This window comes from Cohaesibacter marisflavi (assembly GCF_900115225.1).
GTDB lineage: Bacteria > Pseudomonadota > Alphaproteobacteria > Rhizobiales > Cohaesibacteraceae > Cohaesibacter > Cohaesibacter marisflavi.
On the sequence record NZ_FOVR01000002.1, the window covers coordinates 547,192 to 562,632 of the forward strand.

A 15,441-nucleotide genomic window follows, 5' to 3' on the forward strand; every position below is an offset into this window, starting at 1 on the left:
TTCCTTGCGGGTCAACTAACGGAAAAACCAGTTGACGGAAGTCAAAAAAAACCATGCGCAGGGAGCCCCCGCGCATGGCTCTAAAGAGCAAAGCTTAAAGGGTTTTACCTTCAGCGATCGCAGCTTTGATAGCTTCGCGTTCTGCTTCCGGAGCAGGAACCAGACCATATTCAGAGGTCGGGGAGCCTTCGCCGGTCATGTCGTCGGACATGAAGAAGTCAACATATTCTTTCAGGCCAGGGATAACACCCAGGTGAGATTTCTTGACATAGAAGAACAGCGGACGAGACACAGGGTAGGTGCCGTCAGCGATCACTTCAGCATTCGGGGAAATGCCGGACATGGTAGCCACTTTCAGCTTGTCCATGTTGTTTTCATAGAAAGCAAGACCGAACACGCCGAAGCCGGTTTTGTTGCTGTCGATGCGAGCGAGGGTTTCGGTGTAATCGCCGTCGATGTCGATGGCTTTACCGTCTTTGCGAACCTTCATGCATTCTTTGCCAGCGGCTTTCTTGTCAAGGCCGGAAGCAACATACAGATCGAAGGCGCCAGCGGCTTTACAGCCAGCTTCCAGAACCTTGGTTTCGAAAACTTCACGGGTACCGTGTTTTTCGCCAGGAATGTAAGCTGCGATTTCCCAGTCAGCAAAGTTGGCGTCAACGTCAGACCATTTGGTGTTAGAGTTGTCGACCAGTTTGCCGTCTTTAACGATTTTCGGAGCCAGAGCGTTGAACCAGTGAATTGGTTCGAAAGCGAAGTCCGGGCCGTTTACGTCAGAAGCGAACACGATGCCATCGTAGCCGATTTTGACTTCCATGATTTCCTTGACGCCGTTTTCAGCGCAGGTCGCGATTTCTTTGTCTTTGATCTTACGGGAAGCGTTGGCAACGTCGATGGTGTCTTCACCAGCGCCCTGACAGAACTGTTTCAGGCCAGCAGAAGAACCACCGGATTCAACAACCGGGGTTTTGAAGTCAGGGTAGTTTTCACCAAAAGATTCGGCAACGATGGTTGCATAAGGAAGAACGGTGGAAGAACCAGCAACCTGAACCTGGTCACGAGCCTGTGCGGCGGTACCAGCAAGAACGGCGGTGGCAGCAATAGCAGCTGCACTAGCAAAAGAAGCGAATTTCACTTGACCTCTCCATAAGTCAGTTTTTTCGAGCGACGAGCCACACAATTGGCTTTCAAAGTGCGCTCACGAATATGCCGACCTTCCCGTGAAAGACTTGCGCCTATCTGTGCAAGCATGATGACCGGGTGGCCGGGACAAGCGCGAACCTATCCTTCGTATGTGATGGGTATATGACATCTGTATTTCAGTTTTATGACAATTTAAGCAACTGAAATATATGGAGAATTTTTTGGACAATTATAAAACCGTCACAAAGTGTCACAAATCGGCAGAGTCGCTCACCGGCAAGCGGACCTGAAAGGTTGCGCCTTCGCCGGGCTGGCTTTCCACCAGCAGCTTGCCGCGGTGCCGCGTAAGAATATGTTTTACAATGGCTAATCCGAGTCCGGTGCCTTTCTGCTCTCTGGAAGAGGCAACATCCACGCGATAAAAGCGCTCTGTCAGGCGGGGCAAATGCTCCTGCGAAATGCCTGCTCCATAGTCCCTCACATTGAAGCAATGATAGGGCTTGCCGTCTGCTGAATCGATGACCCGACTATAACTGATATCGATCTTCTCGCCGTCCTTGCCATATTTAAGGGCATTCTCGACCAGATTCTCGAACACCTGCACCAGTTCATCGCGATCACCGGAAACCCAGAGATCGTCATCCAGCTGATTGGTTTTGATTGCGACATCCAGATCTTGCGCCAGCGGGCTGAGGCTATCGATGACGTGACGCATGATTTTGGAGAGATCGACGCGCGTGTCCGGCAACACATGCGCGCGCATTTCGATTCTCGACAGTGACAGAAGATCCGAAACCAGCCGCGACATGCGCTCGGATTGATCAAGCATGATGCGCAAAAAGCGGTCGCGTGCGACCGGATCATCCTTGGCCGGGCCCAACAAGGTTTCGATAAAGCCGATGACGGACGCCAGCGGCGTGCGCAATTCATGGCTGGCATTGGCCACGAAATCTGCGCGCATCCGGGCCATATTCTTCTGCTCTGTCTGATCATGCAGAAGCAACAGGATGAATTCGGGGCGATGCTCCCCTTCAGGGTCGGAATTCAGATGAATAGGTGTGACCCATGCCTCATAGAAGCGTTCGCTATGGCTCTTGAGGGTATAGTCCACCTTTTCAATAGGGCCACCATCGAGCACATTATCCAATGCGGCCAACATGTCCGGCTGTCTGATTCTGAAGGACAGCGGGTCGCCTTCTTTTACATTGCCAAAAATGGACGAGCCTGCATGGTTGGCAAAGCGGACGATGCCGCGCCGATCCAGAATGAAGCAGGGGTCCGGCAGGGCAGAGGCCAGTTTGCGCATGTTGACGTCAGGCACGATCGCACGACGGCGTGCTTCCACCTTGGCCTTGAGGCGCGTAACCTTACGGCGGCGTGGCAGAAACATCGTGGCCATGATCACAGCAACAAGAACAAGCCCCACATGCCACATTTCCCGCTCGTCCTGCATGGCAATCCAGCTTAGGCCAATGGCCATGACGATCAAAGACCAACGAGCGCCATACAACCGGTTCAGCGGGCCTCCGCCCAAAAGGCGGTCCAGATCGGCCGAAGTTCCAAGTCCTGCTTTGCGGTTGTCGCGTGCCATGTCGTTCATTCCAATTCAACAATAATAAAAAAAGCCGGGGGCCTTGTTTCCCCGATTGGCTGGCAAGCACCATGCCAAACAAAAGCAACCATTTTGCAACAACGACCTGCCGCACTTATTGCGCAAGGGAAATTCGAACAAAATTTCGCCAATCTGCTCGAAGATGCAACAGGGCAAGAGTGGTTCGATGAGCTGGCGATATCCGGGAAACCGTTCGGCCATTCCTGCTCATTGGCTGAGAAAACGTCGGTTATGCATTATTTTATAGAGCTTTAAAGAGAAAACACCGCATTCTCAAGAGGACCAAAACACAGATTGGCCGCTGGCGCAGGCGCAAGCAGCCGATAAAAGTTTGTTGTTGATATCTCACCGGCGGCCGTCTTTGACGACTGAGACCCCGAGACCCTCAGACCCTGAGGCATGCAGGCAGCGCATGCGCGTACAAAGCCAGAGGGTATCAGTTCAGAATTTTGGTCTGATCTGGAATGTCGAGCGAGAAAGTGGGAATGGTAACATCAAACTTCGTCCCGTCATCCAGTTCCATTTCATAATGGCCAGACATGAAGCCACTTTCGCTATCGAGCGGACAGCCCGAGGTATATTGGAAGCTGTTGCCGGCGCCAATATGGGGGCGCTCCCCGACCACGCCATGGCCATGGACTTCCTGTATTCGACCCTGACCATCCACTATTCGCCAGAAACGAGCCTGGAGCTGAATGTTGGATTGGCCGTTGTTGCAGATTTCAACATGATAGGTCCAAACATGTTGTCCTCTGTCGGGCGTTGATTGGTCCGGTTGATATTCCGGCACAACCATGACTTGAATCGATCCGGTTGTTGCTGTGTATTTCTGCACTTGGTCCTCATACTCCGGTGGAACGATGGTTCATGCTAGGCTTGGCCATCGGAATAGAATGAAGAAATCAGAGTTATGTTCCGGCAAAACTCGCGAAAAATTCATAGGAATTGTTTAGCAAAGCTTTGTCCAAATTAATATAACCTCCCTGCTGTATTATAGAACAGGCAGACCAGAAATTGTATTGGTAATAGTTCAATCCACAAACAGACATGTCTTACCAATACTAATTAGGTAATCAAATATAGGCGCACCTAAACTTTAAGAGAAGAAATGGAAGGATCACCATGCTGGATGCCCGGATAAAAGGAATCATAGACCCAACAATTGGGCATATCGGCAAGAGCCTGCATGCGTTTGGGGTAACTGCCAATCAAATAACGACGCTTGGCTTGATTATCGGTGGCGTCGCAGGCCTGTTTATCGCCTATGAGTTGTATCTTTGGGGTCTGCTGCTGATTGGCCTGAGCCGTTTGATGGATGGACTGGACGGTGCTGTCGCCCGAGCAGGGCGAAAAACCGATCTAGGCGGTTATCTCGACATTGTCTTCGATTTCATTTTCTACGGTCTTGTTCCGCTGGCATTCGCCTTCGCGCGCCCGGAGAATGCTCTGCCTGCCGCTGTACTACTGATGGTCTTTTATGCCAATGGGGCAAGCTTTCTTGCCTTTGCCATCATGGCCGAGAAGCGCAAGATCTCAACCGAGAGCCATGGCTCAAAATCGCTTTATTTTACCGGCGGGCTTGCCGAAGCGGGGGAAACATATGCGGTCTTTGCTCTGTTCTGCCTGCTGCCGGACTGGTTTGGCGTGATCGCCTATAGCTTTGCAGCCATAACCGCGATCACCACGGTCTCACGCATTCTGCTGGCCAGAGAGCTGTTCACCGATACGGATTAGCCCGATGGAAAGGCGCCTGAAAGTGATGCGCATCTCTGATCATTGCGCACCGCAAGCAACCGTGCCAAGGCAATCTTTGGCATTATAGGCAAAATGCCTCAAGGCAGAACCAGATGTCCGTCATCTCCAATGGGGAAGGCACCCCAGGCAACTTCCCAGAGATAGCCGTCGGGATCGGAGAAATAGCCGCTATAGCCGCCCCAGAAGGTGTCACTGGCGGATTTCCTGATCTCGGCCCCCGCTTTTTGAGCCAGCAGTAACACACTGTCTACCTCTTCTCGCTCACGACAATTATGCGCCAGCGTGATGCCACAAGCACCTGCCTGCGGTTTGAACGTTCCGCCGGGGATCTCCTCGGCCATTTTGTCGATTGGATAGAGTGCAAACACCGTGCCCCATGTCTTGAAAAAGGCAACGCCATCGCCCGACGTATAGCTTGTGGGCCAGCTTAGGCCATCGCGATAGAAACGCACGGATTGCTCAAGATCGGTGACGCCAAGGGTGACCAGTGATAACCGCGGGTCCATGCATATCCTCCTAATCGGGCAGAATGATCCTGTCCGCTATAATGCTGCGTTATAGGCCCTAGGATAATGCGCAATTGAGAAAAGCAATTTTCTCAATTTGGGAGCACGAGCCGACACTGTGGCAAAATTTATCAAGATACGCTGGCAAGGGCGCAGGATATTCTAATTTAAAAATGAACTTTAAGATCCTCTTTCTTGTAAAAACAGAGCGGAAAAGCACAATAGCCCCAACAAAAGCGCTGGGGCCGGGGAGGCTTCTGGCTGCTTGAGACATCACGTTCAAACAATTCGCAAATGCAGCGATGCTGATAGACCGAATTGGCTCACACGGAGACACTTATGAAAAAAATGCTATTCCAAGCCTTCGTTGCATTCGGGCTGTTTGTAACCCCGACCTTCGCCGCAACCTTCGGGCCTTTGGTTTCCCCACAGGATCTCAATGCTGTTGCAGATGCTGACAAGCCTCTGATCATCGATATTCGTGGTAACAGTAAAGACGGCGCCAGCCTGTTTGAACAGGGTCACATCGCTGGGTCGGTCAACGCACCTTATGGTCTGTTTCGTGGCCCCAAGGAAAATCCGGGCCAGCTGGTAACCGAAGAACACTTGGAAAAAGTGCTCGGTGACATCGGAGCGGAAAAAGACCGTGCCACGGTCATTGCCTATCAGGGGGCCAACATCTCTGATTTTGGTACGGCAGCCCGCGTCTACTGGACGCTGAAATCGGCAGGCTTTACAGATATTGCCATTCTCAATGGGGGACTGAACAATTGGGAGCAGCAGGGCCTTTCCTTCGAAATTGGCGCAGTATCTCCCCAGAAAACCACCATTGATGTGAGCTTCTCTGATGAATGGCGTGCTTCCCGCGAAGAGATCCTGAAGATTGTCAATGGTGAAGAGACGGCCCGTCTGGTCGACGCCCGTCCGGAAGAATTCTGGAAAGGCGAGAAAAAGCACCCTGCTGCGGCCAAGCCTGGCACATTGCCTCAGTCTGAATATTTCGTGCATTCAAGCTGGTTCGATAACAAGCCGGTCATTGCCGATGCGGCCAAGGTCAAGCAATTGGCCAATGAGGCTGGCTTCAAGGGTGGCGAAGAGCTGGTGAGCTTCTGCAACACCGGTCACTGGGCCGCAACCAACTGGTTCGCGCTTTCCGAACTGGCCGAGCTGGACAATGTGAAGCTCTATCCGGAATCTGTGGTGGGCTATTCCAACGCTGGCTATGATCTGGCCAACACGCCAGGCCTTGTTCAAACCCTCATCAAACAGGTAACCGGCGGCTAATCCAGTGACTGATATCAGCGCATCTTTTGAGACCCCTTCCAAGGGGTCTCGTCTGTTTATAAGGGCCGCTCTTATAGGTGTCGCCCTTATTGCCATCTTAACCCTGATTGCTGCTGCCGGCGTCCGCTACGGGCTTCTGCTGGCCATCGGCATCGGTTTCGGCCTGACGCTTGAGGGTTTGCGGTTCGGCTTTGCCGGACCATGGCGGGCCATGATCCTGCGGCGCGAACCGGCGGGCCTTCTTGCTCAGCTTATCGCCATTGCTTTGGTGGCTATAGTCGCGTTTCCGCTGCTCTCGGGAGACCATCCCGAATTGATCGGAGCTCATGCCGCCATTGGCTGGGCCATGGTCGGGGGCGCTTTTGTCTTTGGAGCGGCCATGCAGCTTGTGCTTGGCTGTGGCTCGGGGACGCTGGTCAATGCGGGCAGCGGCAATCCGGTGAGCGTGGTTGCGCTCCCCTTCTTCATCATCGGTGCCTTTACCGGATCATATCATCTGCTCTGGTGGACGGAACTGGGGCAGCTGCCACTGGTAACTCTGCAAGGCACAAGCGGTCTAGGTATCACCCTGTTGGGTCTGCTGATCGTGGGAGGCGTGGCTTTGGCTGTCGCGCCAAAGCAGGCACGCAAGGTGCCGCGCCGCTTGCTCGTTGCTGCCCTTTTGCTCGCCGCACTAGCAGTCGCCAACTTTGTCGTAGCCGGTCAGCCTTGGGGCGTCGTCTATGGCCTCGGGCTTTGGGGAGCAAAAGTCACCAGCGCGCTGGGCGCCAATCTGTCTGCCTCTCCCTATTGGGCAAGTGCAGCTCATCAGGAGCGGCTCGCGGCCAGTCTTCTGACCGACTACACATCGCTGACCAACCTCGGAATCATTCTGGGCGCCTTCATCGTGGCTGTCTGGCGGTCTGGCCTCTCGGCGAAACTGCCCTCCCTGTCTGCAAAGGCATGGATTGCCGCCATCGTGGCGGGGTTCCTGTTGGGCTATTCGTCCCGTCTGGCGCTGGGCTGTAATGTCGGCGCGTTCTTCTCGGGCATCTCCACCGGCAGCCTGCATGGCTGGGCCTGGTTTGTGGCCGCCTTTGCCGGTTCGTGGGTTGGCATCCGCTTGCGCAAACCGCTGGGACTGGAGGGGTAGAAACATGACTGGATTTTTCACAAGTCGGGCGTTGCCTGCATCAGCAACTCTGCTGGCACTTGGTGCGCTTCTGGTCTTCGATCTTCAGACAAGCCAGCCGCTCAATCCCTATACGGCGCCGGCTGCCATCATGCTGGGCTCGGATGAAGCGGCCAGCGGGGCCTTTTGTGCGCTGGTCCCGCCCAAAAAATGAGTTTTTAAGACTACACGGTGGCAAGCATGGTCCGGGCGGGTTTCTCGTCCGGACTTTTATATCAAAGATTAGTCAAGGGGTCAGGCAGGCTTGCGCCCCTTGGAATAGCGCCCAATCTGCTCTTCAGAGAGGCGAACCGTGCGCTTCGTTTCTTGACTGATCGGGCACCAAAGTGTTCTGACGCTGGCCATAATGCGCTTGTCGCTCAAGCGGATAATCTCGGTGAAGCGTTCGCATTTATGGTGCTCATAATAGCCAACCCATGTGCGGGCAACCAGCTTGTCACCTTCAAAAGCGGGGCGCTTGTAGTCTATTTCATGGCGGGTGATGAGCCAGACCATCGCAGTGTGATCATCTTCATGGGCAACAGCATCCCAATGCTCGGTCGCCGCTTCCTGAACCCAGCGCAAATAGATGGTGTTGTTGACATGTCCCATCATGTCGATATCGGAAGGCAGAACCTCGATCGGCATGTCATAGGGAATGGTCGGGTCTTTTTCAGAGGAAGAATTCTGGGACATCTATCTTTGCCTTTTGGACGTGATGCGGCCAGTCTATTCGAGGAAAGGGGGCAGCTTCAAGGCAATCGGCAAAGCAATAGGGGCGCTTCTGGAAAAGCGCCCCTGAAACTGGTGAATAGCTCTGTCGGGTGACGATCAGAGGCTGGCAAGTGCCTGCTCGAAATCTTCCCAAAGGTCTTCTACATTTTCAAGACCAACCGAGAAACGCAATGTGCCCTGACCGATACCGGCTGCAGCCAGCTGATCATCGGTGAGACGCTGATGTGTGGTGGTGGCCGGATGGGTGATCAGGCTCTTGGCGTCGCCCAGATTGTTGGAAATCTTGATGACCTTAAGGGCATTTTCCAGCTGGAAGGCCTTTTCCTTGCCGCCAGCCACGTTGAGCGCAACCATGGTAGAGCCGCCGCGCATCTGTTTCTTGCAGACGTCAGCCTGCGGATGATCCTCGCGACCGGGATAGAAAATGCGATCTATGGCTTTGTGCTCTGCCAGACGGTCGGCAAGGATGCCCGCGCTCAGTGTCTGTTCCTTCACGCGCAGAGGGAAGGTTTCCAGTCCCTTGAGCATGATCCATGCATTGAACGGAGAAAGCGACGGGCCGGTATGGCGATGGATATCCTTGAATTCTTCTTCCAGAAACTGTTCGGTCGACAACACGACACCGCCCAGACATCGACCCTGACCATCAATATGCTTGGTAGCAGAATAGATGACCACATCGGCCCCCAGCGCCAGCGGGCTTTGCCACATGGCCGTTGCAAACACGTTATCGACAACCAGCTTTGCACCAGCCTCATGAGCAATCTCGGCGACGCCAGCAATATCGATGACGGAGAGAACCGGGTTGGTCGGGCTTTCAAGGAAGCAGGCACGGGTGTTTGGCCGCATCGCCGCTTTCCATTCTTCCAGATTGGTGCCGTCGACCAAGGTGCATTCAACGCCGAAGCGGGGCAGCAACTCCGAAACGATATAAAGACAGGAGCCGAATAGGGCGCTGGCAGCCACCACATGATCTCCGGCCTTCACGCAAGAAAGCATGGCTGATGAAACTGCCGCCATGCCGGAGGCCGTACCGCGCGCGCCTTCAGCGCCTTCGAGCAGCGCCATACGGCTTTCGAACATCGAGACAGTCGGGTTGGCATAACGCGAATAGACATAGCCCGGTTCCTCGCCATTGAAGCGGGCCTCCTGAGCTTCTGCACTGTCATAGACGTAACCCTGCGTCATGAAAAGCGCTTCGGATGTTTCCCCCCACTGCGAACGCATAGCGCCTCCATGGACCATTTCGGTCGCTGGGCGATAACCGGTTTCGGGCTTTTTGGTCTCAGACATGGCTCAATCCTGTTCTTGTTTTGCCCACACGCCGTCCGGAGCAGAACACCGCGAGACGTCGGGCTCATTCTTCGTGGGTGGCCGGATTTTGGGCAAAATAAAACCCGGCGACATAGGTTAGTATGGCCGGGATAGACTGTTTTTCATCCCCGACCTTTTAGCAACATTCTTTTACGTGGCGGCAAGCCGGTCGGCTCAAATGACCACAAGTGCGACATTCTGTACGCTCAAAGACCTCACCTGTCAATGGCACGGCTCCGGGCACCAGTGTCCCGCCTAAGGCATGCCGCTGCAGGCCCGCTTATGAATCCGAGGAAACACAATATTGGTGATAGGATTTGATGACCCGTCCCAACTCTCTGGAATCACCACTCAGAATATAGGTTCCGAGCTTCTCGGGTAGATGGCGCATCTTCTTGCTGGAGCCGCAGGTCTGGGTGACATCATAGCTGCCCAGTTTGTCGAAGCCATATTGTTTGACAAGGCGTTGTTCTGCGGATTCCGCAAACTCGCCCCAGACAGCTCCGCGCAACCCGTGTTTGTCGCTCACATACTCCCAGATCTGCTGCTTGGCGCTCTGCACCTTCTGCTCGATCTCAGGGGTGAAGTGAAACTTCAGGAGGCTCTGACGACCCGGTTTGCTGGAAACCAGACTGGACTGGGTGACAGATGCTGTTTCCCTGATGTCGAGCCGAAATTCCTGCAGGCGAAGGGAATAGGGATCTGCGCAATTGCGTGCTGTTTCAACCCGATTGATGATCTCGCAATCCTTCACCACCAGATCACTGCCATAGGCGACATTGGATGTCTCTGAAAGCGCCTTTTGAATGATGCTTTCCATTCGCGCCACTTCTCTCTTGCTGAAAAGCGGTTTGATTTTGGCAAAGCTCTTTCCTTCGAAAAGGGCCAGAAAGCAGATGGCAACAATGATCACCGAGAATAGGGAAGTTAAGACGATAATATTCTTTTTCATTTTTTCGCAAAATGTCTGTGTCTGGTGGAACTAGTCAATGAGGGAATTTTGGTCGAAACTGTTTTAAACGCGCATAGCAGAAAGATTAAAATTGAATCTATTTCACGATTAATGTGGAAAATTTCAATCTAAAGTTTAGGTATTTTTGACAAGGGATTGGGTGTCGTTCGATTGCCGATGTGCTCAATCGTAAGCACAAGACTTAGCTGTTGATGCAGCTGGCGTGGTAATTTTTCAAACTGTAGGCGGCACCGCGATCCACCGTTGAGAGGCTGATGGTACCAAGCGTCTTGGGCAGGTGGAACTGCTGGATGCTGCGTGAGCAATTCTGCGTTTTGGCATAACTGCGCATGCTGGGCAGCCCTGCACCCTTCACGGCATTCTGTTCTGCCGAATAGGCTTCTTGTGCCCACATGGAACCGGTATAGCCATTGTTATGCTGATTATAGCGCTTGAACAGCTGCTTGGCGCGATCGAACCGCTTTTGCACGTCTTCGGTGAATTCGAAGCGGATGGACCCGGCAGCACCGGTGCCGCGACGCGAATTTTCAAAAATCCGCACCTTGCGAACATCCTTGAGATCAATCTGGAACTCGTTGAAGCGCGCCGTCGGAGAGCCTGCGCAATCGCCCGTGCTGTTCAGCCGGTAGGTGATCTTGCAATTGTTCACCTGCACCTGATCGCTGAAGGGATTGAAATAGGCCATATTCGATTCAAGGAAGGATTCAATCTTGCTTTCCGCTTCCTGCTTCTCGGCAGAAGTCAAACGTGTACCATTGAGCTGATTGGAGTTTGCCGGAGTCTCGTATGTGAGAATGATGCCTGTGATAAAGCAGGCCGTTAAAATGCAAACCGCGAGGAGCTTTTTCATCTAAGACACTATTGTTCCTGGTTGGCCATATAGCAATGGCGCCTGCTGTCGTCAGACGCCTTCTGTCAAGGTGTGTCCAATATTAGTAGACTTCCCTATTTCTGCGGTAAAAATAAAAGCTAAAATTTGAACCAACTGCCCATTTGTGCACAACTACAAATGTGTCTATGCATTTCTGGACTATCTGCTCACGCAATGAAGGCATGACGCTGCCGCTATGCGAGCATAGCGCAGGAGGTTCGCCCCTTCATGGGCCGGTTCTGGCCCGCTTTCTGGCTGGTTGCCCAAGGGCACTATCCCTGTTAAACAACATGAAAACGCAATGAACGGGCCTATGCATGACTGATTTCTCCTTTACCGGAAGCGGTATTCTCAATGACGCCGATATTACCCAACTGGTCGAAGGCGAGGGGATCCGGTTTGCCTGTCCTCCCGATGCCGATCAGATCCAGCCCGCCAGTCTGGATTTGCGCCTTGGAGCCACCGCCTATCGTGTGCGCGCCTCCTTCCTGCCCGGTCCCAACGAGACCGTTGAAGAGAAACTGGAGCGGTTGCAGCTCCACCAGATTGACCTGACAGAAGGGGCTGTGCTGGAAACCGGCTGTGTTTACATTGTGCCGTTGATGGAAAGTCTGGCCCTGCCAGATTTCATCGAGGCGGCCGCCAATCCCAAGAGCTCCACCGGACGGCTAGACATTTTTACCCGTGTCATTGCAGACAGGTCCCGCCAATTCGATACCATCCCAACCGGTTATCGCGGCCAGCTCTTTCTGGAAGTCAGCCCGCGCACATTTCCCATTGTGGTCCGTGCCGGTAGCCGCTTGACACAGATCCGCTTCCGGCAGGGGCGTTCGCGCCTCAGTGATGCCGAACATCTGGCGCTCCATAACAGCGAAAGCCTTGTCATTGCCTCCGATGATCCCTTTATCGACAACGGCATTGCAGTGTCGATCGATCTGGAAGGAGAAGGCATCATCGGCTATCGCGCCAAGCGCCATAGTGCTGTTATTGATGTCGACAAGCGCGATGCACTCGATATGCTCGATTTCTGGGAACCTATAGCGGGGCGCGGCAAGAATGCACTTATTCTGGACCCGGACCAGTTCTATATTCTGGTCTCGCGCGAAGCGGTGCATGTTCCCCCCTGTTATGCCGCCGAGATGGTACCGTTCGACCCGCTTATGGGCGAATTCCGGGTGCATTATGCTGGCTTCTTCGACCCCGGCTTCGGCGCCTCGGAAGCTGGAGGCAAGGGGAGCCGTGCCGTGCTGGAAGTGCGCAGCCATGAAGTGCCCTTCATTGTGGAGCATGGCCAGTTGATCGGACGTCTCGCCTATGAACGCATGCGGGCACGTCCGACCCGCCTCTATGGCACGGGCATCGGGTCCAACTATCAGGCGCAGGGGTTGAAACTGTCCAAGCATTTCCGGATGGCATGATGCCATGCTGCAAACAATCGAAACCGAATTCTATGCCGAGCTTGAGGAGAAAAAGTCCAAATTTCTGGCTTTCCTCGTGCCTATCGAGCAGTTCGAAGCCCGTCTCGAAGACTTGCGCATAGAGCATCGCAAGGCCAACCATCATGTAACCGCTTTCCGCCTCATTCATGAGGATGATCATATCGAGGAAGGTGCCAAGGATGACGGGGAACCTGCGGGTACCTCTGGCATGCCGATGCTCAAGGTGTTGATCGGGCGTGAAATCATCAATTGTGGCGTGATCGTTGTGCGCTATTTTGGTGGCACCAAGCTGGGGGCAGGGGGATTGGCGCGTGCCTATTCCGGTGTGGCCTCCATGGCACTGGACGCGGCCACGTTGGTGCCCTGGCAACGCATCGTTCAAAAGACCTTTACGGGCCGGTTCGACCAGACCAGCGAAATAGAGCGCCAGATCGCCATGTTGCAGCTGCGCGTGCTTGATCGCAGCTATCATGAAGCCGGTGTCGATATCTTGTTAGAAGGGCCCAAATCAACCATTGAGAGCATGGCTGCTTTCATGCATGAGCTTAATCTCTACTGACACTCTTGAACTTCTCCTCAAACTCCCTCGAATTTTCGTCGCAGTTACCGCGCGTATCTCAAAACGTGTATAAACAAGTAAATTAAATACCTATTATGCAACTTTCTGGTGTTTTTGCCTGAACGATTCACGATTGCTTATCTTCTCTATGAAATGGTTAGGCCGTAACACTTCTCATTGACCAAAAAGTTGCAGGCAATTGTTATGCTTGAGTTGAGCGTATGTTCAAGTTTTGATTTTCTTTCCGAGGAATATAAGGCCCTGTTTGATCAGGCCGATGTCACAGCTTTTCAGCATCCGCTTTGGCATCATGCTATGCAGCAGTATTTGAAGAATTTTCCGGACATTGAGGAGCGCACATTGCAAATGCGCTGCAAGAAATCCGGCTGTCTTGTTGGGCTCGTCCCTCTGATCGCTCGCAAAAAGCTCGGGGCGACCATCCTCGAATATGCCAATATGTGTCTGGTCGACTATGCTTTGCCGACGATGCACAAAGATATCGGAAACTGGATCCCTGACCCGGACTATCTGAGCAAACGACTCCTTGAAACGTTGGGTGCCTACGACGTGCTACGTGTCAAGCACATGCCTGTCAACGATCCTGCCGTGTTGCGACTGTTCCCTTCGGGGCATTTCCAGCGCGCGGAATTTTCCGCCTATATCACGCAACTCGGTCCGGACTATCAGGAATGGCGCCTTGCCAATATTTCCAAAAGCGAGCGCAAACATCGCGACAAGAAAAGGCGCGCGATGATGCGAGAGGGCAACTGGCAAATGCATCGCCTTGTCGATGAAGAGCCCATCCGGGTGGCCATGGATCATCTGAGAGAGTTCCATAAGGAGCGCTACAAGGATCGCCCCGGTGAGGACCTCATTCAGACACAGCACACCTTCGATTTTTATGTCAATCTGGCAATCGAGAATGCCGCAAGCGGCTATGTGCGCCTGTACCAGTTCACCTACGACGATCAGATCGTCGCCGTTCAATATGCCATTGAGCATAATGGTCGCTATCTGATGCTGATGATGGGACTCGATTTCGAGCGGGTGGGGCGCTATTCCCCCGGTCTGCTCATGACGGAAGACCTGATTGAGGAATGCGTCAAGGAAGGTATGAAGGTCTTTGACTTCACCGTTGGAGATGAGCCCTACAAGCTCAAGTTCGGCACGCGTAAAGTGCCCATCTTCACGCTTTGGCATACCCATTCCATGCTTGGCAATGTTGGCCTAACGGTTGCCGAAGCGGTGAACAGGACCGCCATGTCCGAGCGTCTACGTCGCTGGGTATCCTGATAGGGAAGGCAAGCGTCCTGCCCGCCTTTCGTCTTCATTGTCAAAGGTGCCTGGGGGCGGGAAACAGCGTAACGGGATCGCCTTCCTGCCACACAGGCCACTTGCAGAAAATACTCATGAACAATTCCGAGGTTTCGTGCCCGACGAGCCATTTGCGCAGGGCTATAGGTGCATTGGTGTCGAACCAGTCCCTATCGGTATTGGCAAATTGCCGCACAAACGGAAAAAGCGCGATATCGGCAAGGCTCGGGCGCGAGCCGAACAAATGAGGCGAAAGCTCAAGGCGCGCCTGCAGCGAGGCCAGAGCCACCATGGCCATGGACCGATGCACCACCTCATCGGCATTCTCATATCGACTTGAATATTTGTAGCGGTCCAGATGATGCTTGAAGGAGCCATCTAGCTCCCCAATCAGGGCCAGCATGTCATCCAACGTCTCTTCTTCTGGTGAGAGCCAGTCCTGCGGGTCATTCTGCTTGAGGGCCCAGAGCATGATATCAAGGCTCTCTTCGATCACCGTCCCGTCGGGCAAAAGCAGCACCGGTACCGTGCCCTTGGGGGAGATTTCCAGCATATGAGCCGGCTTGTCCCTTAGAACGATCTCTCTGAGTTCGACAGGAATGCCAGACGCAAACAGCCCCATTCGTCCGCGCATGGCATAGGGGCAGCGGCGAAAGGAATAGAGAATGGGAAGGGTATTGGAGCTAGGCATTCTGGTTGTAAATCCCGTCTTGTGGATGGTCCACTGACCAAAGCCCCCAATCAAGGCAGCAAAATGACTGCGCAAGGCAGGGTGTGAAAAGCCTG

At 53.5% G+C, this 15,441-nt stretch carries 16 protein-coding genes and 1 riboswitch; of the genes, 7 read left to right on the forward strand and 9 right to left on the reverse strand.

What is annotated here, in order from left to right; all coding sequences use genetic code 11:
- Nucleotides 1-94: 94 nt before the first annotated feature.
- From BM258_RS05865 to apaG, 3 genes are all read right to left on the reverse strand, one after another.
- Complete coding sequence (locus BM258_RS05865; RefSeq protein ID WP_090069928.1) at nucleotides 95-1,135, reverse strand: substrate-binding domain-containing protein; 1,041 nt, start codon at nucleotides 1,133-1,135, stop codon at nucleotides 95-97.
- Between the two features lie 258 nt (nucleotides 1,136-1,393).
- Entirely contained in the window at nucleotides 1,394-2,734 is a 1,341-nt protein-coding gene (locus BM258_RS05870; RefSeq protein WP_175527942.1) for an ATP-binding protein, read from the reverse strand.
- 457 nt (nucleotides 2,735-3,191) lie between these two features.
- The gene (gene apaG, locus BM258_RS05880) at nucleotides 3,192-3,590 is read right to left on the reverse strand and encodes a Co2+/Mg2+ efflux protein ApaG (RefSeq protein ID WP_244544604.1); all 399 of its coding nucleotides are present in this window, start codon (nucleotides 3,588-3,590) and stop codon (nucleotides 3,192-3,194) included.
- Nucleotides 3,591-3,877: 287 nt separating this feature from the next.
- Here apaG and BM258_RS05885 point away from each other — a divergent pair, with 287 nt between their 5' ends.
- On the forward strand, nucleotides 3,878-4,489 hold the full coding sequence (locus tag BM258_RS05885) for a CDP-alcohol phosphatidyltransferase family protein (protein WP_090069938.1): 612 nt from the start codon (nucleotides 3,878-3,880) through the stop codon (nucleotides 4,487-4,489).
- Nucleotides 4,490-4,587: 98 nt separating this feature from the next.
- On the opposite strand, the gene BM258_RS05890 is transcribed toward BM258_RS05885, so the two are convergent.
- Nucleotides 4,588-5,016 carry a VOC family protein gene (locus tag BM258_RS05890; RefSeq protein WP_090069940.1) on the reverse strand — a complete coding sequence of 143 codons (429 nt, stop codon included), beginning with the start codon at nucleotides 5,014-5,016 and terminating at the stop codon, nucleotides 4,588-4,590.
- Between the two features lie 339 nt (nucleotides 5,017-5,355).
- On the opposite strand from BM258_RS05890, the gene BM258_RS05895 reads away from it, so the two are divergent.
- From BM258_RS05895 to BM258_RS05905, 3 genes are read left to right on the forward strand one after another with little or no spacing between them, the layout of a single operon-like run.
- On the forward strand, nucleotides 5,356-6,300 hold the full coding sequence (locus BM258_RS05895) for a sulfurtransferase (RefSeq protein ID WP_210186667.1): 945 nt from the start codon (nucleotides 5,356-5,358) through the stop codon (nucleotides 6,298-6,300).
- Nucleotides 6,301-6,304: 4 nt separating this feature from the next.
- On the forward strand, nucleotides 6,305-7,432 hold the full coding sequence (locus BM258_RS05900) for a YeeE/YedE family protein (protein ID WP_210186668.1): 1,128 nt from the start codon (nucleotides 6,305-6,307) through the stop codon (nucleotides 7,430-7,432).
- Between the two features lie 4 nt (nucleotides 7,433-7,436).
- Nucleotides 7,437-7,625, forward strand: coding sequence for a hypothetical protein (locus BM258_RS05905; protein ID WP_090069944.1), 189 nt, complete (start codon nucleotides 7,437-7,439; stop codon nucleotides 7,623-7,625).
- Nucleotides 7,626-7,705: 80 nt separating this feature from the next.
- Here BM258_RS05905 and BM258_RS05910 read toward each other — a convergent pair whose 3' ends face one another.
- The 4 genes from BM258_RS05910 to BM258_RS05925 form a co-directional block, all read right to left on the reverse strand.
- Nucleotides 7,706-8,146: an acyl-CoA thioesterase gene (locus BM258_RS05910; RefSeq protein WP_090069945.1), complete on the reverse strand. Its 441-nt coding sequence runs from the start codon at nucleotides 8,144-8,146 to the stop codon at nucleotides 7,706-7,708.
- Nucleotides 8,147-8,281: 135 nt separating this feature from the next.
- Complete coding sequence (locus tag BM258_RS05915; RefSeq protein ID WP_090069947.1) at nucleotides 8,282-9,478, reverse strand: O-succinylhomoserine sulfhydrylase; 1,197 nt, start codon at nucleotides 9,476-9,478, stop codon at nucleotides 8,282-8,284.
- A 137-nt stretch (nucleotides 9,479-9,615) separates the two neighbouring features.
- Nucleotides 9,616-9,695, reverse strand: a riboswitch (SAM riboswitch).
- 84 nt (nucleotides 9,696-9,779) lie between these two features.
- A complete protein-coding gene (locus BM258_RS05920; protein WP_139229209.1) occupies nucleotides 9,780-10,451 on the reverse strand; it encodes a hypothetical protein in 672 nt (223 codons plus the stop codon).
- Nucleotides 10,452-10,653: 202 nt separating this feature from the next.
- Nucleotides 10,654-11,322 carry a hypothetical protein gene (locus tag BM258_RS05925; RefSeq protein ID WP_090069951.1) on the reverse strand — a complete coding sequence of 223 codons (669 nt, stop codon included), beginning with the start codon at nucleotides 11,320-11,322 and terminating at the stop codon, nucleotides 10,654-10,656.
- Between the two features lie 338 nt (nucleotides 11,323-11,660).
- On the opposite strand from BM258_RS05925, the gene BM258_RS05930 reads away from it, so the two are divergent.
- The 3 genes from BM258_RS05930 (at nucleotide 11,661) to BM258_RS05940 (ending at nucleotide 14,634) form a co-directional block, all read left to right on the forward strand.
- A complete protein-coding gene (locus BM258_RS05930) occupies nucleotides 11,661-12,761 on the forward strand; it encodes a 2'-deoxycytidine 5'-triphosphate deaminase (RefSeq protein WP_090069954.1) in 1,101 nt (366 codons plus the stop codon).
- A 4-nt stretch (nucleotides 12,762-12,765) separates the two neighbouring features.
- On the forward strand, nucleotides 12,766-13,341 hold the full coding sequence (locus BM258_RS05935) for an IMPACT family protein (RefSeq protein WP_090069956.1): 576 nt from the start codon (nucleotides 12,766-12,768) through the stop codon (nucleotides 13,339-13,341).
- A 204-nt stretch (nucleotides 13,342-13,545) separates the two neighbouring features.
- Nucleotides 13,546-14,634 (forward strand): GNAT family N-acetyltransferase, encoded by a 1,089-nt coding sequence (locus tag BM258_RS05940; RefSeq protein WP_090069959.1) that lies wholly within the window; start codon nucleotides 13,546-13,548, stop codon nucleotides 14,632-14,634.
- A gap of 40 nt (nucleotides 14,635-14,674) precedes the next feature.
- Here the strand turns inward: BM258_RS05940 and BM258_RS05945 are convergent, their stop codons facing one another.
- Nucleotides 14,675-15,346: a glutathione S-transferase gene (locus BM258_RS05945; RefSeq protein WP_090070431.1), complete on the reverse strand. Its 672-nt coding sequence runs from the start codon at nucleotides 15,344-15,346 to the stop codon at nucleotides 14,675-14,677.
- Between the last annotated feature and the right edge of the window lie 95 nt (nucleotides 15,347-15,441).